This is a genomic window from Paenibacillus sp. YAF4_2, assembly GCF_052113225.1.
In the GTDB taxonomy this organism is placed as follows: domain Bacteria; phylum Bacillota; class Bacilli; order Paenibacillales; family Paenibacillaceae; genus Pristimantibacillus.
Genome location: NZ_JBFRCT010000011.1, coordinates 21,155 through 40,966, shown reverse-complemented (window position 1 = coordinate 40,966; position 19,812 = coordinate 21,155). Strand labels below are relative to the sequence as shown.

15 protein-coding genes are annotated in these 19,812 nt (G+C 49.4%); 14 read left to right on the top strand and 1 reads right to left on the bottom strand.

Annotation, left to right across the window (positions count from 1 at the left end; all coding sequences use genetic code 11):
- Positions 1-99 precede the first annotated feature (99 nt).
- The 10 genes from secA to argH all read left to right on the top strand — a co-directional run bounded on the left by secA (position 100) and on the right by argH (position 13,234).
- Complete coding sequence (gene secA / locus AB4Y93_RS23355; RefSeq protein ID WP_441895556.1) at positions 100-2,607, top strand: preprotein translocase subunit SecA; 2,508 nt, start codon at positions 100-102, stop codon at positions 2,605-2,607.
- Between the two features lie 145 nt (positions 2,608-2,752).
- A protein-coding gene (gene prfB, locus AB4Y93_RS23350) for a peptide chain release factor 2 (protein ID WP_441895555.1) occupies positions 2,753-3,860 on the top strand; the annotation gives its coding sequence in 2 pieces (ribosomal slippage) (positions 2,753-2,824 and positions 2,826-3,860; 1,107 coding nt in all).
- Between the two features lie 108 nt (positions 3,861-3,968).
- Positions 3,969-4,868 (top strand): YitT family protein, encoded by a 900-nt coding sequence (locus AB4Y93_RS23345; protein WP_441895554.1) that lies wholly within the window; start codon positions 3,969-3,971, stop codon positions 4,866-4,868.
- Between the two features lie 175 nt (positions 4,869-5,043).
- Positions 5,044-6,093, top strand: a complete 1,050-nt coding sequence (gene argC, locus AB4Y93_RS23340; RefSeq protein WP_441895552.1) for an N-acetyl-gamma-glutamyl-phosphate reductase — start codon at positions 5,044-5,046, stop codon at positions 6,091-6,093.
- A gap of 81 nt (positions 6,094-6,174) precedes the next feature.
- Entirely contained in the window at positions 6,175-7,416 is a 1,242-nt protein-coding gene (gene argJ, locus AB4Y93_RS23335; protein WP_441895550.1) for a bifunctional ornithine acetyltransferase/N-acetylglutamate synthase, read from the top strand.
- Positions 7,417-7,444: 28 nt separating this feature from the next.
- On the top strand, positions 7,445-8,233 hold the full coding sequence (gene argB / locus AB4Y93_RS23330; RefSeq protein ID WP_441895548.1) for an acetylglutamate kinase: 789 nt from the start codon (positions 7,445-7,447) through the stop codon (positions 8,231-8,233).
- Between the two features lie 18 nt (positions 8,234-8,251).
- Complete coding sequence (locus tag AB4Y93_RS23325) at positions 8,252-9,451, top strand: acetylornithine transaminase (protein WP_441895547.1); 1,200 nt, start codon at positions 8,252-8,254, stop codon at positions 9,449-9,451.
- A 47-nt stretch (positions 9,452-9,498) separates the two neighbouring features.
- The gene (argF, locus tag AB4Y93_RS23320; RefSeq protein ID WP_441895545.1) at positions 9,499-10,455 is read left to right on the top strand and encodes an ornithine carbamoyltransferase; all 957 of its coding nucleotides are present in this window, start codon (positions 9,499-9,501) and stop codon (positions 10,453-10,455) included.
- A 44-nt stretch (positions 10,456-10,499) separates the two neighbouring features.
- A complete protein-coding gene (locus tag AB4Y93_RS23315; protein WP_441895544.1) occupies positions 10,500-11,735 on the top strand; it encodes an argininosuccinate synthase in 1,236 nt (411 codons plus the stop codon).
- Between the two features lie 83 nt (positions 11,736-11,818).
- Complete coding sequence (argH, locus tag AB4Y93_RS23310; RefSeq protein ID WP_441895542.1) at positions 11,819-13,234, top strand: argininosuccinate lyase; 1,416 nt, start codon at positions 11,819-11,821, stop codon at positions 13,232-13,234.
- 359 nt (positions 13,235-13,593) lie between these two features.
- On the opposite strand, the gene AB4Y93_RS23305 is transcribed toward argH, so the two are convergent.
- Positions 13,594-15,024 carry a VanW family protein gene (locus AB4Y93_RS23305; RefSeq protein WP_441895540.1) on the bottom strand — a complete coding sequence of 477 codons (1,431 nt, stop codon included), beginning with the start codon at positions 15,022-15,024 and terminating at the stop codon, positions 13,594-13,596.
- A gap of 368 nt (positions 15,025-15,392) precedes the next feature.
- Between AB4Y93_RS23305 and ftsE the strand changes: the two genes are divergently transcribed.
- The 4 genes from ftsE to AB4Y93_RS23285 all read left to right on the top strand — a co-directional run bounded on the left by ftsE (position 15,393) and on the right by AB4Y93_RS23285 (position 19,780).
- Complete coding sequence (gene ftsE, locus AB4Y93_RS23300; protein ID WP_251654260.1) at positions 15,393-16,079, top strand: cell division ATP-binding protein FtsE; 687 nt, start codon at positions 15,393-15,395, stop codon at positions 16,077-16,079.
- Complete coding sequence (ftsX, locus tag AB4Y93_RS23295) at positions 16,069-16,986, top strand: permease-like cell division protein FtsX (RefSeq protein ID WP_441895538.1); 918 nt, start codon at positions 16,069-16,071, stop codon at positions 16,984-16,986. The genes ftsE and ftsX overlap by 11 nt, the downstream gene beginning before the upstream one ends.
- Before the next feature lie 12 nt (positions 16,987-16,998).
- Positions 16,999-18,171 carry a murein hydrolase activator EnvC family protein gene (locus AB4Y93_RS23290; protein WP_441895537.1) on the top strand — a complete coding sequence of 391 codons (1,173 nt, stop codon included), beginning with the start codon at positions 16,999-17,001 and terminating at the stop codon, positions 18,169-18,171.
- Between the two features lie 157 nt (positions 18,172-18,328).
- Positions 18,329-19,780, top strand: coding sequence for a S41 family peptidase (locus AB4Y93_RS23285; protein WP_441895536.1), 1,452 nt, complete (start codon positions 18,329-18,331; stop codon positions 19,778-19,780).
- Positions 19,781-19,812: the final 32 nt, after the last annotated feature.

Genomic DNA, 19,812 nt, shown 5'->3' with positions numbered 1-19,812 from the left:
TACCTGCTTATTGCTGGAAATGAACGTGATGCGTTGCGGCGCTCACTACAAACTGTTACAATTTAAGGCAAACAGGCGTATTTACGAAAGGGGAAGACCATGCTCGGACTAGTGAAAAAAATATTTGGTGATGCAAACGAGCGCGAGGTCAAGCGTCTCACGCGAACGGTAGAAGAAATTAACGGACTCGAGTCCACGATCACTCCGCTGTCGGACGAAGAGTTGCGTAACAAGACGGAAGAATTCAAGGCACGTATTGAAAAAGGCGAAAGCATTGATGAGATTTTGCCAGAGGCTTTCGCGGTAGTACGTGAAGCATCGAAGCGTACACTTGGCATGCGTCATTTTGACGTACAGCTGATGGGCGGTATGGTTCTGCATGAAGGCAAGATTGCTGAGATGAGAACGGGTGAAGGTAAAACACTCGTTGCTACCCTTCCGACTTACTTGAACGCTTTGCAAGGCAAAGGCGTACACGTTATTACGGTCAATGATTATCTTGCATCACGTGACAGCCAGATCATGGCTGAACTGTACAATTTCCTCGGGCTGACAGTCGGCTGTAACCTGCACGGCTTGACGCATGAGGAGAAGCAGGAAGCGTATGCCTGCGACATTACTTATGGTACCAATAATGAGTTTGGCTTTGACTATTTGCGTGACAACATGGTGCTCTACAAAGAGCAAATGGTTCAACGTCCGCTTTATTATGCCATTATAGACGAAGTGGACTCCATCCTGGTCGACGAAGCGCGTACACCGCTTATTATTTCCGGACAAGCACAAAAGTCGACGGAGCTGTATTTCGCAGCTGATCGTTTCGTTACCCGCTTGAAGCAAGAAGAGGACTATACAGTCGACATTAAGCTTCGTAACGTAACACTGACGGAAGCAGGCGTTGATAAGGCAGAGAAAGCGTTCAACATCGAGAACTTATTTGATCATGCCAACGTAACGCTTAACCACCACGTGCAACAAGCGCTGAAAGCTCATGTGATCATGAAGCGTGACGTTGATTACGTTGTTAATGAGGAAGAAGTCGTTATCGTTGACGAATTCACAGGCCGTCTTATGGCTGGCCGTCGTTACAGCGATGGATTGCACCAAGCGATCGAAGCAAAAGAGCAGCTGAAGGTTCAGAACGAGAGCATGACGCTTGCAACGATTACATTCCAGAACTACTTCCGTATGTACCGTAAGCTGTCCGGTATGACTGGTACGGCGAAGACAGAGGAAGAAGAGTTCAAACGGATCTACGGTCTTGAAGTTATTCAAATCCCGACGAACCGTTCGCTTATTCGTAAAGACTTGCAGGACGTTGTCTACAAATCGGAGAACGGCAAGTTCAAAGCTGTTGTCGAAGAAATTGTGGAACGTCATCGTAACAATCAACCGGTGCTTGTGGGTACGATCTCGATCGAGAACTCGGAGAGATTGGCTGATATGCTGAAAAAACGCGGCGTAGCGCATAAAGTATTGAATGCGAAATTCCATGCGGAAGAAGCAGAAATCATCTCTCACGCAGGTCAAGCGGGTGGAGTTACGATCGCTACGAATATGGCGGGACGTGGTACGGATATCTTGCTCGGCGAAGGTGTAGCGGATCTGGGTGGTCTGCACATTATCGGTACAGAGCGCCATGAGAGCCGTCGTATCGACAACCAGCTTCGTGGTCGTGCTGGTCGTCAAGGTGACCCGGGTTCCTCGCAGTTCTATCTCTCCTTGGAGGATGAGCTGATGCGCCGCTTTGGTGCAGAGAACATTATGGGCATGATGGATCGTCTTGGTCTGGAAGAGGATCAACCGATTGAGAGCCGCCTTATTACACGTGCGGTAGAATCCGCTCAGAAACGCGTAGAGGGCAGCAACTTTGATACTCGTAAAGTCGTCCTGCAATATGACGATGTAATGAACCAACAGCGTGAGGTTATTTATAAGCAGCGCCGTGATGTGTTGTACTCGGAAAATATCCGGGAGATTGTCATGGAGATGATCGTTCCGGTTATCGAGCATGTGGTTGCCGCGCATACGGAAGGCGATATTCCGGAAGAATGGGAACTGCAAGAAATCGCTGATTATGCCAATTCGAATCTCGTGCAGGAAGATACCTTCACGAAAGAAGATCTGTGGGGCAAAGAGAAGGAAGACATTATCGAGCTTATTAAGGGCAAGGTTGTCGCTTATTATGATGAGCGTGAAGCCGAGCTTGGCGCCGAGACGATGCGTGAATTCGAGAAGGTTGTTGTACTGCGTGCGGTAGACAGCAAATGGATGGATCACATCGATGCGATGGATCAGCTTCGTCAAGGTATCCACCTTCGTGCATACGGCGGTACAGATCCACTTCGTGAGTATCAATTCGAGGGCTTCGAGATGTTCAAGGAAATGATCTACAGCATCCAAGAAGAAGTAGCGAGATACATCATGAAGGCACGCGTGGAGAGCAACCTGGAGCGTCAAGAGGTCGCACAAGGCCAAACGACGACGAACAGTCCTGCTGAAGCAGAGAAACGCCCTACGAAGCGTGAAGAACGTACAGGACGTAACGATCTGTGCCCATGCGGCAGCGGTAAAAAGTATAAAATGTGCCATGGCATGGGTAAGTGACATTAGCCCTGCGATTCGCATAATGTAACATAACGGTTGAACGCGCCGGACTGCCCTACACGGCAGGACGGCGCGTTTTATGCGGTCTATGCGGATTTACTGTGGATTGGCCGCACATACTTAATTTTGAGGTGAAGCTAAAGCTATGTTAGAACCAAATGTGAAGCAAGATTTGCGTGAAGTAGCTAAGCGGCTCCAAGAACTCAGGGGGTCTCTTTGACTTAGATCTGAAGCTGGAGCATATCGCGAACTTTGAGGAGAAAATGACTGCACCTGATTTCTGGGACGATAATACGAAGGCGCAGGGCGTGATCGCGGAGCTGAATGCGATTAAGTCGGTCGTTGAGCAGTATGATCGACTGTATGTGGACTCGGAAGATCTGCAGACGATGTTGGAGCTGGCAGAGGAAGAAAGCGATGAATCGCTTGAAGCCGAGCTGATTCAAGGAATTGCTGTACTGGTGGAGAAGGTTAACGGCTTCGAGCTGCAGCTCCTGCTCAACCAGCCATATGATAAGCTGAACGCTATTCTCGAGCTGCATCCGGGTGCAGGCGGTACCGAGTCGCAGGACTGGGCACAAATGCTGTACCGGATGTATACGCGTTGGGCGGAGAAGCGGGGCTTCAAGGTTGAGGTGCTCGATTATCTGGATGGCGACGAAGCAGGTATCAAGAGCGTAACGATTGCGGTTAAAGGCTACAATGCTTACGGCTATCTAAAAGCGGAGAAAGGCGTTCACCGTCTTGTTCGTATCTCGCCGTTTGATTCGTCCGGCCGCAGACATACGTCGTTCGTATCCTGCGATGTTGTGCCGGAGATTACCGAAGATATTGAAGTGGAGATCCGTAGTGAGGATCTGAAGGTTGATACGTACCGCGCAAGCGGCGCCGGCGGCCAGCACGTCAATAAGACGGAATCGGCGATCCGGATTACACATATTCCATCCGGAATTGTCGTAGCGTGCCAACAGGAGCGCTCACAGATTCAGAACCGTGAGCGTGCGATGAATATGCTCCGTTCGAAGCTCTATGAGCGCAAGATCGAAGAGCAGCAAAAGCATCTGGCGGAGATTCGCGGCGAACAGTCGGATATCGCATGGGGCAGTCAGATCCGTTCGTATGTTTTCCATCCGTACAGCATGGTGAAGGATCACCGGACATCGGTGGAGACAGGGAACACTGGTGCCGTGATGGACGGCGACCTGGATGCCTTTATCGACGGCTATCTGCGTAACCAGATTCGACACGACTAAAGTTCATATGCATAGCTTTGGGGAAGAGCTCCAACACTTATAAAGGTTGGAGCTCTTCTTTTTGTTTATTTTAGAGGTTACATAAGATGAGAGGCGGCATGGTGATCCATGAACAGCACGAATAACAACAAGAAGAGTACAAAGCGCAGCAGGCGCCCTGTAGGCAGAAAAGCAACGCCAGTTGCGGTAGTATGGAGCTTTTTGCAGATCATCATTGGTTCGTTTGTTGTAGCGTTAAGTTTCAATCTATTTCTGGCTCCGAATGGTATCGCTTCCGGCGGAGTATCCGGTATTTCTATACTTGTACACAAATCGCTTGGCATTACGCCTGCTTATACCCAATGGGCACTAAATATTCCACTGTTCTTCGCAGGGTTGTTCCTGCTAGGCAAACGGTTCGCGTTGAAAACATTACTCGGCACGGTTGTGCTTCCTTTGTTCGTGCTGCTGACCGCAGATTGGAAGCCCCCAACCGATAACATGCTGCTTGCGGCGATCTATGGCGGTATTGGCGTAGGCATCGGACTTGGCATTGTGTTCCGGGGGCGTGGCTCAACGGGCGGGCTTGATCTGGCAGCACAGATTTTACATCGTTACACGGGTATTCCGCTGGGGCTAGCGGTTGCCTGCTTTGACGGCTGCGTGATCGCAGCGTCTGGCATCTTAATTTCACCGGAAGCGGCTTTGTATGCGCTTATTGGTTTGTTTGCGACGAGCAAGACGATTGATATTATTCAAAGCGGTATTCCACTGTCGAAGGTTGCTTTTATCATAAGCGATCATGCGGACCTGCTCGTAGAAGCTATTTTGTATGACCTGGATAGAGGGGTTACTAGACTGGATGCACATGGCGGATATACGAATGAGAAGCGTCAGGTGCTGATGGTGGTCGTTGGACAGATGGAGGCGGCTAAGCTGAAGCAGCTGGTAAGAGCAGTGGATCCGGGAGCATTTGTCATCATCAGCAATACGGCTGAGGTTGTTGGGCAGGGGTTCAAATCGGAATAATTTGTTACGCAAAATGACATCAATTTAGCGTTGTATTAATATAAATACGACTGTATAATAATACGGAACGACGTAATATTTCCATGTGAACTTGATTCATGTAAAATATAGATTTAGATGATCTACATAAGTTGAATGACTTATCGGTTCAACTTATCCAAGGGAGAGAACGGATATGAGTGAGAAACTGAAGGTTGCGATAATCGGCTCTACCGGCTATGGCGGTATTGAGCTTATTCGTTTGTTGGCTACCCACCCATTGGTGGAGATTACATCGGTTATTTCCTCGTCCAGCGCAGGTATGCCGATTGCAGAATGGTTCCCGCATTTGACGAACATTCAGACGGCATTGCTCGACGATGTTAAACCAGAAGCGATCAAAGCAAAGGCTGATCTCGTCTTTACGGCGACTCCGGCTGGGGTTGCAGCCAAGCTTGCTCCACAGCTAATTGACGCTGGTCTGAAAGTAATCGATTTGTCTGGTGACTTCCGTCTGCAGGATACAGCTGTATACGAGAAATGGTATAAAAAAACACCAGCGGATGAGCAATATCTGAAGCAAGCTCTATACGCTCTCCCTGAGATTAACGGTGATAAAGCGCGTGACGCTTCGTTTATCTCGAATCCGGGCTGTTTTGTAACCTCCGCGCTGCTTGGTCTTGTTCCTGCCGTGAAGGCGGGCTGGATTGATCCTTCAACGATTATTATCGATTCGAAATCAGGTGTATCCGGCGCAGGACGTGGTGCAAGCCTTGGCACACACTACTCCGAGCTGAATGAGAACTTCAAAGCTTATAAAGTGAACCAGCACCAGCATGTTCCTGAAATAGAGATGGTGCTCTCGGAAGCGGCTGGCCATGAGGTTGTGACGACGTTCACCCCACATCTGGTGCCGATGACAAGAGGCATTATGTCGACGATGTATGCAAAGGTGAAGGGCGAGCATAACACCGCTGATTTTATTGAACGATATAAGCAATTCTATGAAGGCCGCCAATTCGTCCGCGTCCGCAAGGAAGGCGTTTTGCCGATGACGAAGGAAGTTTGGGGCTCGAACTACTGTGATCTTGGCTTCAACTATGATGCTAGAACAGGTCGTATTACGATTGTTTCGGTTATCGACAACCTGGTTAAAGGAGCTTCGGGACAAGCGATCCAGAATCTCAATCTAATGATGGGCTGGGATGAAGGTCTTGGACTGCAGCTCATACCGGTGTATCCATAGAGATTATAAAGTTTTGTCATTATACTTATTCATTTTTGACTAAAGCAATTATTCGTACAGGTGAAGGAGATACGAGGAGAAATGGGACAGGTGCAAGCTGCTACGCTGTATTCGGTCGTCTCGGACGGGTCGATTACAACTCCTAAAGGATTTAAAGCCGGTGGACTCCACTGCGGCCTGAAAAAGACAACACGCCATGACCTTGGCGCAATCGTGTGTGAAGTTCCTGCGGCAGCCGCAGGCGTATATACAACGAATGTGTTCCAAGCGGCACCAATCAAAGTAACACGCGACAGCATTGAATCCGATGGTTATCTGCGTGCGGTTATCGTAAACAGCGGTAATGCGAATGCAGTTACCGGTAAGCAAGGGGAAGCGGATGCTTTTGAGATGCGTTCACGCTTTGCTGATTCTATTGGTGTGTCTGCCGACCAAGTAGCGGTAGCCTCGACTGGAGTTATCGGTGAGAACCTTAAGATGGATAAGGTACGTGCCGGTATTGATGCGCTGCCAGCGCAGCTGCAAGCTGACCGTCATGCAGCGGACGGCTTCTGCCAAGCGATCCTGACGACTGACCTTGTACAAAAGATGGTATGCGTAGCGGTTGAAATCGATGGCCGGACGGTACATATTGCTGGTGCGGCAAAAGGCTCCGGTATGATTCATCCGAATATGGCGACTATGCTTGGCTTTGTTACCACAGATGCGGCAATCGGCAGCGAATCGCTGCAGACTTTGCTCCGTGAAGCGACAAACTATACATTCAACATGATAACGGTTGATGGCGATACAAGCACAAATGATATGCTCGTTGCGATGGCAAGTGGTCTTGCAGGCAACAATGAGCTGACACCGGCACATGAAGGTTGGGCAGCCTTCTCGGCAGGTCTTCGTTATGTATGCGAAGTACTGGCGAAAGCAATAGCCCGTGACGGCGAAGGCGCAACGAAGCTCGTTGAGGTGCAAGTGCACGGCGCAGTCAATGATGAAGCAGCTAATGCCATCGCGAAGACGGTTATTGGTTCTTCCCTTGTGAAATCCGCGGTGTTTGGAGCAGATGCGAACTGGGGGCGGATTATTGCAGCCGTTGGCCGTGCAGGTCAGCCTGTTAACCCGGATACAGTAGACGTACGAATCGGTGATATCGTGACGCTGGAAGAGTCCCGTCCGGTCGCGTTCGATGAAGACGCAGCGCTTGAATATTTGAAGGGCGACACGGTTGTGATTCGCGTCGACCTGCATATGGATAACGGCACGGCAACGGCATGGGGCTGTGACCTCACTTATGATTATGTCCGCATTAATGCGGCATATCGTACGTAACGCTAGGGCAGAGGGGAACGGTTCAACGATGGCACAACGGTTTGTAATGAAATGTGGCGGCAGCACGCTGGCGGCGCTTCCTGATTCTTTCTTCGGCGAGCTGCGCGAGCTGCAGCAGTCCGACGTTCATCCGGTTATCGTCCATGGCGGCGGTCCGGCGATCTCTGAGACGCTGACGAAGCTTGGGATTGAGACAGCATTCGTAAACGGTCTGCGCAAGACGAATGAAGATGTTCTCGACGTGGTTGAGATGGTGCTTGCAGGCCGAATTAATAAAGAGATTGTTCGTAAAATCCAGACAAACGGTGCCAAGGCACTCGGCTTATCCGGTGTGGACGGCTTACTGATTCAAGCGAAGCCGGTAGCAAACAGCGCGGAAATCGGCTTTGTTGGTGATGTAACGGACGTGAATGCAGAAGTGATCGAAGGGGTTATGGCGATGGGGTATATGCCGGTTATCGCCCCGATCGGTATTGATGCCAGCGGACAGCGCTACAACATCAACGCTGATACGGCTGCTGGCGCAGTCGCTTCTCATCTTGGCGTTGAGCAGATGATTGTTGTAACCGATGTACCAGGCATTATGCGTACGGTTGATGGCGAGAAGCGAGTTCTTCCATCAGTGACTGTAGCAGAGATTGAAGAGATGATTGCAAGCGGTGAAATTTACGGCGGCATGATCCCGAAAGTACGCGCAGCGGTGCAATGCATTCAAGGACGCGTGCGTGAGGTCGTTATTGTCAGCGGCGAAGTGCCAGGTGTACTGAGTAAAGCGGTGCGTGAAGGCGGCGTCGGAACACGGATCGTACAAGAGTAGAGAAGGGCGGTATGCACGATGAGCGACACGAAAGTAACGGCAGCACCTGAGCAATCCTTGCTGCCAACGTATGCGAGATATCCGATCGCACTTGTGAAGGGCGAAGGAAGCAGGCTGTGGGATGACAAAGGCAATAAATATCTTGATTTCATGAGCGGCATTGCCGTTACGAACCTCGGTCATGCGCCGAAGCAAGTGAAAGAAGCGCTCATCAAGCAGCTTGATGAGCTGTGGCATGTCTCAAACCTATACCGTATTCCGAATCAGGAAGAGGCAGCTCACCTGATCACCTCGAACAGCAGCGGAGATGCCGTCTTCTTCTGTAACTCCGGTGCTGAAGCGAATGAAGCGGCAATTAAGATGGCGCGCCGTTACCAGCAGAAGGTGCGAAGCAACGGACGTTATGAGATTATTACGTTTGAACAATCGTTCCACGGCCGGACGCTGGCAACCCTGACAGCGACAGGACAAGAGAAGGTGAAGGAAGGCTTTTCGCCTTTGCCGGAAGGATTTAAATATATTCCTTATAACGATATCGAAGCGCTGAAGGCTGCGATCTCGGATAAAACAGCAGCTGTCATGCTTGAGATGATCCAAGCTGAAGGCGGCATTTTCCCAGCTGACCCGGCGTTTGTGCATGCCATGGTGAAGCTCTGCGAAGAGAACGGCATTCTGGTTATCGTTGATGAGATTCAGACGGGTATGGGCCGTACGGGTAAGCTGTTCGCCTATGAGCATTACGGTATTGAACCGGATATTTTCACCCTGGCAAAAGGTCTTGGAAGCGGGTTCCCGGTAGGCGCGGCTGTTGCGAAGGATAAGCTTCGTGAAGCATTTGGCCCTGGCAGTCATGGCTCAACCTTTGGTGGTACGCCAATTGCAACTGCAGCGGTGAAAGCAACGGTCGAGACGATCGTTGGCGAACAGCTTCCGGAGCGGGCGGCTGAGATGGGCGCTTACTTGATGGATCAGCTAAAAGAGAATCTGGCTGGTAACTCGTTCGTGAAGGAAGTACGTGGCCAAGGTCTTATCGTTGGTATCGAGTGTGTAGAGCCGATTGGTTCCGTCCTGACGGCAGCACAGGAACAAGGCCTGCTCGTCATTTCGGCTGGACCTAATGTTGTACGCCTCTTGCCTAATCTTTTGGTGACAAAAGAAGAAATAGACCAGGCGGTAGCGATTTTGAAATCATTGTTAGCTAATGCGGTTAAAGCTTAACGGCTTGAAATAGTTTGTGGTGATAATTCATTGTAGGAGGTTTTACGATGCAAGAGACAGTTAAGGAAGATTTGGCGGCTAGCTTGAAAGGCCGGGACTTTCTCATGCTGGTTGATTACACGCCGGAAGAAATTCGGTATTTGATCGACCTTGCGATTGATTTGAAGAAGAAGCAAAAGGCCGGTGATGTTTATCAGCCGCTGAAAGGCAAGACGCTGGGGATGATCTTCGAAAAGTCTTCCACACGTACCCGTGTATCGTTTGAAGTTGGTATCTACCAATTGGGCGGCCAAGGGCTGTTCCTGAGCGGCAATGACCTGCAAATCGGACGCGGTGAACCGATCCTTGATACAGCACAAGTCTTGTCCCGTTACCTCGACGGCATCATGATCCGTACCTTCGCTCACCGTACGGTTGTGGAGCTGGCACGCGGAGCAACGATTCCGGTTATTAATGGCCTTACAGATCTGTCCCACCCATGCCAAGCGCTGGCGGACTACCAAACGATTCTTGAGCACAAAGGACGCCTGCAAGGGCTGAAGCTCGCTTACATCGGTGATGGCAACAACGTGGTGCACTCGCTTATGATGGGCGCTGCGAAGCTTGGTGTTGATATTTCCATTGCGACGCCGGAAGGCTATGAGCCGGATCCAGATTTGGTACAGCAATCAATCGATCATGCGAAGGAAACTGGCGCACGTATTCATCTGTGCCATGATCCGAAGGAAGCAGTCGATAATGCTGACGTTATTTACTCCGACGTATGGGCGAGCATGGGGCAAGAAGCGGAGCAGAAGGAACGTGAGCTTGCTTTTGCAGGCTACCAAGTGAACGAAGCTTTAGCGAAATATGCGAAGAAAGATTACCTGTTCATGCACTGCTTGCCCGCTCACCGCGGTGAGGAAGTAAGCGAAGGGGTTATCGACGGCCCGAACTCGATTATTTTCGATCAGGCGGAAAACCGTCTGCACGCGCAAAAAGCAATTATGGCAGCAATCATGTAGCATTTAATATGCTTAAATAAATCAAAGGGGTGCTAGGAGAAATTATGGCGAAGGAAAAAATTGTACTGGCCTATTCCGGCGGACTGGATACGTCCATCATCTTGAAATGGTTGAAAGAAACTTACGACGCAGAAATCATCGCATTTACAGCCGATATCGGTCAAAAAGAAGAGCTTGACGGCCTCGAGGCAAAAGCTCTGGCAACTGGCGCATCGAAAGTATACATCGATGACCTGCGCGCTGAATTCGCAAGTGATTTTATTTTCCCAATGTTCCAAGCGGCTGCGCTGTATGAAGGCCAATACCTGCTTGGTACATCGATTGCACGTCCACTGATTGCAAAACGTATGGTTGAGATCGCTCGCGCTGAAGGCGCTACGATGATCGCACACGGTGCAACGGGCAAAGGTAATGACCAAGTTCGTTTCGAGCTTGGCGTAGCTGCTCTGGCTCCAGACATTAAAGTGATCGCGCCTTGGCGTGAAGAGCGCTTCCGGGAAGAGTTCCCAGGCCGCGCTGAAATGATCGCTTTTGCTGAGAAGCATGGCATTCCGGTTACGGCTTCGGCTTCTAAGCCTTACTCGACAGACCGCAACCTGCTGCACATCAGCTTCGAGTCCGGCATGCTTGAGGATCCTTGGTTTGATCCAAGTGCAGAGTCGAACGAAGAAATGTATGTCCTGAGCGTGTCCCCGGAGAATGCTCCGGATCAAGCGGAATACGTTGAGCTGACGTTTGAAGCTGGCGACTGTATCGCAATTAACGGCGATAAGCTGAGCCCGCTTGGCGTTATGGATAAATTGAATGAGCTGGGCGGAAAACATGGTATCGGCCGTGTAGACATGGTAGAGAACCGCTTTGTTGGCATGAAGAGCCGCGGCGTGTACGAGACACCAGGTGGTACAATCCTGTTCACTGCACACCGTAAAATGGAATCGCTCACGATGGACCGCGAAGTCATGAACCTTCGTGATTCCCTGATCTCGAAATATGCACAACTTGTATACAACGGCTTCTGGTTCGCACCTGAGCGTCTTGCTCTACAAACCCTTGTAATGGAGTCTCAAAAGAACGTAACAGGCGTTGTTCGTCTGAAACTATATAAAGGTAATGTAATCGGTGCTGGCGTGAAGAGCCCAGTAAGCCTGTACAACCCGGATATTGCAACGATGGAAGCAGATCCTTCGCAAGCATATGATCAAGGCGATGCAACTGGCTTCATCCGCCTGAATGCCCTTCGTCTGAAAGTATCTTCCGGCGTAGAACAAAGCAAGAAATAATATAAACCGAATAATCATTTAGGCCGTTAAATGTTCCTATCACATCTAGCGGCCTTATGACCATTCGGGAGGGAGTGTAACGAGTGAGCAAATTATGGGGCGGCCGGTTCACGAAGAAAACCGACCAATTGGTAGAAGAATATACAGCATCCATTATGTTTGATAAAGAGCTTGCTGAAGAGGATATTCAAGGCAGCTTGGCTCACGTAACAATGCTCGGCAAGCAGGGCATTCTGCCTGCAGATGACGTAGAGGCGATCAAGGACGGTTTGCATCGTGTACTGCAGCGCATCAAACGTAATGATATCGAATTCTCCATTTCGGATGAAGACATTCATATGAATATCGAAAAAACACTGATCGACGATGTTGGTCCAGTAGGCGGTAAGCTTCATACTGGCCGCAGCCGTAATGACCAAGTCGCAACGGACATGCACTTGTACCTGCGCAAGCGTGTTGTTGAATTCGTGGACATGCTGCATAAGCTGCAGTCGTCTCTGATCGAGCAAGCGAAAGCGAACATCGACACGATCGTGCCGGGCTATACGCATTTGCAGCGTGCGCAGCCGATCCTGTTCGCTCATCATCTGATGGCTTACGTATCGATGTTTGGCCGTGACTTGGAGCGTCTGCAAGACAGCTATAAGCGTATCAACATGCTGCCGCTTGGCGCAGGCGCTTTGGCAGGAACAACGTTCCCGATCGATCGTCATTTTGTCGCTAGCCAGTTGAAGTTTGATCGTGTGTATGAGAACAGTCTGGATGCGGTGAGTGACCGTGACTTTATTCTGGAGTTCCTGTCTCATGCCTCGATCATCATGATGCACTTGTCACGCCTCAGCGAAGAGCTGATCTTGTGGTCGAGCACAGAGTTCCGTTTTGTTGAGCTGGATGACGCTTTCTGCACAGGCAGCAGCATTATGCCGCAGAAGAAGAACCCGGACGTACCAGAACTTGTACGCGGTAAAACAGGCCGTGTCTACGGCAACCTTATTGGCCTTTTGACAGTGCTGAAATCTCTGCCGCTTGCTTATAACAAGGACATGCAGGAAGACAAAGAAGGTATGTTTGATACTGTTAAAACGATGCAGGGCGCGCTTCAACTGTTCGCACCAATGATCGCAACGATGAAGGTGAACAAAGAGCAGATGCGTCAAGCCGTTAACCAAGACTTCTCGAATGCAACGGACATTGCTGACTTCCTCGTTGGCAAAGGTCTGCCGTTCCGTCAAGCGCATGAAGTCATCGGTAAGACGGTATTGTACTGCATCGAGCAGAACAAATATCTGCTTGATCTGACACTGGAAGAGTTCAAGCAGTTCTCGCAGCTGTTCGACGACCGCATCTACAATGTGCTCCAGCCGGAGCAAGTCGTAAACGCCCGCAACGTGTATGGCGGTACGGCAAAAGTACAAGTTGAAGCAGCTATTGCCCGTGCCGAGCAAGTGCTCGAGCAAACAGCCGCTTGGGTAACCGAATTCGCGGAGAAAAGCCGTTAATTCGTATATTTGACTAAACAAAAGACCATCAACCCCGCTTTAATGGCGGAGTAGATGGTCTTTTGTTATTTTCGTCTATTCATATGAAGTACCTTTGCTATCAACTATAAAGCTGCCACGTTGGAATTCCTCCAACAAGAATGAGGCCAGAAAGCTGTCTGCCAAAGCTGCGTTGGAGTTTCTCCAATCTATTTCAGCAACAATGAGTCATAATTGACCGAAAGAGCTGATTTGACTGTACGTTATCCAACATAGGAAAGGTTACCGTGTCAGGGATCGTCATTATGTTGTACGAAATCCAGCCTGCGATGGGAAGCAAGGCAGGTGGGGGGGGATTAGGAATCAATTACGCATCATTATTAGATTCCATCCTCAACCACTCCACCCGAGTTTTGCGTGCCTGACGAGCCGCCGGAGCCTGGTGCAACATGGATGATCGTTGGCTGTGCTCTGTACGTATCATGCGATACTTTCTCGCGTGAGACAGCTTTGCCATCCTTCACAAGTGTACGGTACGTATCCACAATGTATCCGACAGAGCCGTTTTGTACAACAACCTGCTTGCCGGCGGCCAGCGACTTGTCGGTTACCTTTTGCACGGCAGGCTGCACGGTTTTCACGATATTTGATTCAATGTCGTAGCGGATATTTTCAGGCATCGTGCCAAACAGCTTCACTGTCAGCTTCCGGTCTTCAACAACGGTTCGGATGATCAGCTTTTTGCCGGTCGAATTGCGGAAGCGGAAGTCGATGGCGCCGGAAGCGAAGGTGGCATCCTGCCCTTTAGGCAGATAAGCAACCGGCAGGGAGTGATTACGCCGTTCGACGATATCTATTCCTGAGATGCGGAGAATGGCATTGTATAGGGTGCTCGATACCTGACAGATCCCGCCTCCAATGCCGGGAACCAGCTTACCGTTCGAAATAACTGGCGCTTCTTTGTAGCCGAATTCCTTTTCGGTTTTGGCCACTACATCGCCATAGGAGAATACATCGCCAGGTTCGAGCACCCAATCATTTAACACCTTCGCCGTTGATGTTACGTTAAAAGCACGGCCTTCAGCGCTGGTGGCGAAGCTTGTTGTGAACTCGATGATTTTACGGTCAATACCTTCATCCTTCAGTTTTTCTAATGTGATGTCGGGATGGACGGTTTTCACTTCAAGCTTGGCCGTTAGGGTCTGTTCCGGCTGTCCACCAAGCTGACTATCTGGGACAACAATCCATGAGGCAACCTTGTCTTTTAACGGTTCAACGTCTATCCGATAAGCATCGGTATGAGGCGTATAGACGACTTTGTCATTACTGGCAATCGTACGTGTTGCATTCACAGGTTCATTCGAGTCGATCCAGTCCCACTCCGCACGAACAAGCTTATCGAAGACGGCAGGATCATAGCTTTGTTTCAGTTCAAAAGTACTTGGAAAATGATAGCGGAACTTCGAGCGCGTCCAGACGTTCCCCGACCGGAGCTTTTTGAGCTCCTCACGAACCCCGATAAATTCCGCCTTATAGCCGATCTCGGCAGCGGTCCATTGCTTGCTGCCTTCCGCGTCCGCTGCAGCGTTGCCATCGACGGTAATCGTTCGACTCTCCAGCATTTGTTCATATTGATCCAGCTTTTTCAGCGCGTCATCAATCGGCAGCCCACTAATATCCACACCACCGGCTGTAACCTGCTCAGGAACGGTGTCCTGTCCGGAGTAATAGGACAGGGCGCCATAGCCGACAGATGCGACTAACAGCAGCGCAAAAATAATAATGATCCATAAGTGCAGTTTCTTCCACATATTCAAGACCACCCTTTCCGTTAAAAATGACAGTGTTTCATGTATATGCAAGGGATTAAACCTACTTGTCATTTGCTTTGCAGACAGGTCTTTCGTCATGAGGCGACAAAGCCTGTTTGTCGAATAAAAGACTAGAAAACGCGGTAAATCAACCTTTACAACTATAATGAGAATTGTGAAAAATGAGGAAATAAGACCCAATGTGAAGGATTTCGTATATCCCTGTCGAATACGTAAGGCTGAGGTGAAATGGCTACCACCGTCCTTTGTTGGCGGGGAGCGGTTCATTTCGGAGAATTCTAAGCCCTATTTATAAGACAACAACTTATAAATGCTTAGAGTTTGATAAAAAACAGGATGTGATAATGTTGATTGAGATGCAAGACATTTGGAAGACGTACACTGATGGTACTCACGCACTGCGTGGCGTTTCCGTCCGCATAGATCGCAACGAATTTGTATACCTCGTCGGCCCATCCGGCGCCGGTAAATCTACCTTCATGAAACTGATCTACCGTGAGGAAGTTCCAACGAAAGGCCAAATCTCCGTCAACGGCTTCAATATAGGTAAATTAAAGCCACGTAAAATCCCATACGTTAGACGTAATATCGGCGTTATTTTCCAAGACTTCAGACTGCTTCCGAAGCTTACCGTGTATGAAAATGTAGCCTTCGCGATGGAAGTAATCGAAGCGCCTCGCCGCCTGATTAAGAAAAGAACGATGGAAGTGCTCGATCTTGTAGGTCTTAAACATAAACATTCCAGCCTGCCGGCCCAGCTGTCCGGTGGTGAACAGCAGCGTGTTGCCATTGCGCGTGCGATCGTGAACAACCCTACGGTTATCGTAGCGGATGAGCCAACCGGTAACCTTGATCCCGAGACTTCCTGGGGCATTATGAATCTTCTTGAGGAGATTAACTTCCGCGGCGCAACCATTGTTATGGCTACGCACAACAAAGAGATCGTGAACACGATGCGTAAGCGTGTTATCGCCATCGAGAACGGCAACATTGCCCGCGATGAAGCAAGAGGGGAGTACGGGTATGAAGCTTAGTACGCTGCTCCGTCATTTCCGCGAGGGCTTCAAGAACATCATCCGGAACGGATGGATGTCCTTCGCCTCGATCAGCTCGATCTTTTTCTCACTATTCTTGCTGGGTGTATTCGTGCTTCTGGCTCTGAACATCAACAGTATGGCTTCCAATATCGAAAGCCAGGTTCAAATCCGTGTTTACTTGCAGACGGATATTGATCAGCAGAAGGCTAATCAGCTGGAGAACAAAATCCGTAAGCTGGCAGATGTCAGCAAAGTTGAGTTTGTATCGAAGGAAGAAGGGCTTGAGCTGCTCCGCAAAAATCTCGGCCAAGACGGCGATGAGCTGCTGGATGGTTACGACCAGGAAAGCAACCCGCTGCCGGATTCCTTCACGGTCGAAGTATTTGATCCACAGAACATTAATGTGACGGCGAATCAGATTACCGCACTCAACAATGGTGATGAGACAAAGCCGATTACGAGTGTGAAATACGGACAAGGCACCGTCGAGAAAATGTTCAAAATTACGAATGCGATCCGTAACATCGGCCTTATTGTCGTCATTGGCCTTGGCGTAACAGCCATGTTCCTGATTTCCACGACTATCAAGATGACGATTCTGGCTCGACGCCGTGAGATTGGCATTATGAAGCTGGTAGGCGCGACTAATGCATTCATCCGCTGGCCGTTTTTTGTCGAAGGTGCTTTAATCGGTATCGTCGCTTCGGGCATTACAACGGCAGTGGTACTGTTCGCTTATTCGGAGCTTGTGCATCTGAATGAAGCGGAATTGGGACTGCTCATGATTAAGCTGGTTCCTGTTGCGGAATGTGGTTGGAAAATCGCAGCACTGCTTATTGGCCTTGGCACCTTGCTTGGGGTGTGGGGAAGTGTTATCTCGGTACGTAAATATTTGAAAGTGTAGGTGACCGCGCAGGTGAAAGTGAAAAAACTATTTATCGTCATAACGATGTTGACTGTATTTATGTTGCAGCCTGTTGGCGGAAATGCCGCATCATCCTTAGATAAAATTAATAAAGATCTTGCTTCGGCCAAGAAGCAAATCGAGCAGGCCCAGCAAAGCGCTAAAAATGCAGAAGCAAAAAAGAATGACATTTCCGTCAAAAAGGAAGACGCTCAGCAAGAGATTCTCAAGCTGAATGATCAGCTCGATAACGTTGCCGATAACCTGAACTATGTACAAGATCAGGTGGATACAAAGGAAGCGGAGCTCCAGAAGGCCGGCAAAGAGCTGGATAAGGCAGAAGAGCAGGTGAAAGACCGGGACGAGCTTCTGCAATCCCGAATGAAGCTGATGTATGAGAACGGCGCGGTATCTTATCTGGAAGTGCTGTTCAGCGCAACAAGCTTCTCTGATTTCATTGACAGGTTTGATTCCTTACATTCTATCTTAAGCCAGGATCGGAGTATCCTAGAGCAGCATAAAAAAGATAAAGAGTTGGTCGCCGAGAAAAAGGCAAACGTCGCATCTGCCTTGGGTGAAGTGAAGACGATGTACACGAAGCTTCAACAGTATAAGTCGGAGCTGGACCAGAAGGAAGAAGAGAAGGAAGTATTAATTGCAAACTACACCAAAGAGATGCAAGAACTTGAGGACATTAGCGAAGAGCAGGAAAAGCAGCTGATTGCGCTCGCCAAGAAAGTCGCGGATCTGAACAAGAAGAAAAATTCGATCAGAAATCCGTATACTGGCGGCAAGCTAGGCATGCCAATCCGCGGTACATATCGGATCAGCTCGAACTTCGGCTATCGGATCCATCCGATTACAGGTGTTAGGAAGCTTCATGCCGGCATCGACTTTGCAGCGAAGCAGGGGACAGATATTTTCGCAGCTGAGTCTGGTGTTGTTCTCGTAGCAAGAGTGACGAGCGGCTATGGCAATACGGTCATTATTGATCACGGTAACGGATTATGGACCTTGTATGGTCATATTCGAAACGGTGGTATTAAGGTGAAAGAAGGCCAGTCGGTGAAGAAAGGCCAGAAAATCGCGGAAGTCGGCAGTACCGGCGATTCTACGGGGCCGCATCTTCACTTCGAGGTTCGGAAAAATCAAACGGCGGTTAATCCGTCGAGCTATTTGAAATAGCAGCAATTGAAGGCATACCGAGGGATGCGGGATCTTTTCCGCTATTTCACGCGTATGCCTTCTCCTGCATTAGGAAGAAGTTGCAAATAAATATGGACAACTTATCATATACTAGTGAGGTTAACGCAAAATCGGATGGGTCAAGGTGGTGTCGAACGTGTATTTTAAAGGAAGAACCGTATTTGTCCTTCTACTGATGACGATGGTTGCTTCAGTGCTCGTAACGTTGACCATAGGTGATCAGATTTTTTGGCCGGCAAATGGGAAGCAAACTTCGGTATCTGCGGCTGCCTCAAGTGATCGCAACGGACTGAGTGCGAAGGAAGAGTCGAAAATCAATGCGGTTCTAGGGTTAATTGAAACCAAATATTTCAAAGATATTGATCGGAACGAGCTGGTAGACGGTGCAGTCAGAGGTATGATGGAATCTCTCGACGATCCTTACTCTGTTTATATGGAAAAGGATGTGGCCAAACAGTTCTCCCAATCCATTGAAGGCTCTTTCTCCGGCATCGGTGCAGAGGTAACGCTTGAGAAAGGCAAGGTCGTTGTTGTTGCGCCGATTAAAGGCTCTCCAGCAGAAAAAGCTGGCCTTTTGGCAAAAGACATCGTGTTGTCGGTAAACGGCGAGAAATTAGATGGTCTTACCTTGAATGATGCAGTTGGCAAAATTCGTGGTCCTAAAGGAACAAAAGCGAAGCTCCAAATCGAGCGTTCGGGTAATACGCAGCCTATCGACCTCATTCTCGTAAGAGACGATATTGATGTTGAGACGGTCTTTGCCAATCTTCGTAATGATGGTACTGGCGTCATCGAGATTCGTCAGTTCTCTTTGAATACGGCTGATCGCTTCAAAGAGGAGCTTGCCCGTCTCGAGAAGCAGGGGATGAAAGGGCTTGTCATTGACGTTCGGAATGATCCGGGTGGTATCCTGCCGGTCGTTGTCGAGATTGCGCAGCAGTTTATCAAGAAGGGCGAGACCATTGTACAAGTTGAAGATCGTGAAGGTGATCGGGATAAGACCACTTCGCAAGGCGGAGGGAAGGATTATCCGATTGCAGTTGTGATGAATAAAGGAAGTGCGAGCGCGTCCGAGATATTGGCAGGTGCGCTGCAGGAGCGGGCAGGAGCGACTCTGGTCGGCGAAACTTCTTATGGGAAAGGTACGGTGCAGGTTAGCTACAACAAGACGCTGGGTGACGGCAGTCTGGTGAAAATGACGATTGCAAAATGGCTCACGCCTGATGGCAATTGGATTCATCAGAAGGGCATCAAGCCAACGATTGAGGTACTGCCGCCGAAGCTGTATACCGTGGCTAGACTTACTTTGACGGAAACGCTGAAGAAGGACATGATTGGTGAGCAGATTCGCAATGCACAGGTTATGCTGTCGGGCCTTGGTTATTCCACACAGCGGGAGGACGGCTACTTCAATGCTTCAACGGAGCTTGCCGTGAAAGACTTCCAGCAAAGTGCCGGATTGCCGACTACAGGACAGATTGATACTAAGACAGCAAGCAGTCTGGAGCAAGCTGTCGTGAAGTGGATCAAAGACGAGAATAACGATAAACAGCTGTTGGAAGCAATCCAAGCAGTGAGCAGGAAATAAAGAGGAAATGTCGAATCATTATAAGGTTGACT

What these genes read in the sequence shown, in the direction of transcription:
- secA (WP_441895556.1), top strand. Translation starts at nt 100, where the DNA reads ATGCTCGGACTAGTGAAAAAAATATTTGGTGATGCAAACGAGCGCGAG.
- AB4Y93_RS23345 (WP_441895554.1), top strand. Translation starts at nt 3,969, where the DNA reads ATGAACAGCACGAATAACAACAAGAAGAGTACAAAGCGCAGCAGGCGC.
- argC (WP_441895552.1), top strand. Translation starts at nt 5,044, where the DNA reads ATGAGTGAGAAACTGAAGGTTGCGATAATCGGCTCTACCGGCTATGGC.
- argJ (WP_441895550.1), top strand. Translation starts at nt 6,175, where the DNA reads ATGGGACAGGTGCAAGCTGCTACGCTGTATTCGGTCGTCTCGGACGGG.
- argB (WP_441895548.1), top strand. Translation starts at nt 7,445, where the DNA reads ATGGCACAACGGTTTGTAATGAAATGTGGCGGCAGCACGCTGGCGGCG.
- AB4Y93_RS23325 (WP_441895547.1), top strand. Translation starts at nt 8,252, where the DNA reads ATGAGCGACACGAAAGTAACGGCAGCACCTGAGCAATCCTTGCTGCCA.
- argF (WP_441895545.1), top strand. Translation starts at nt 9,499, where the DNA reads ATGCAAGAGACAGTTAAGGAAGATTTGGCGGCTAGCTTGAAAGGCCGG.
- AB4Y93_RS23315 (WP_441895544.1), top strand. Translation starts at nt 10,500, where the DNA reads ATGGCGAAGGAAAAAATTGTACTGGCCTATTCCGGCGGACTGGATACG.
- AB4Y93_RS23305 (WP_441895540.1), bottom strand. Translation starts at nt 15,024, where the DNA reads ATGTGGAAGAAACTGCACTTATGGATCATTATTATTTTTGCGCTGCTG.
- ftsX (WP_441895538.1), top strand. Translation starts at nt 16,069, where the DNA reads ATGAAGCTTAGTACGCTGCTCCGTCATTTCCGCGAGGGCTTCAAGAAC.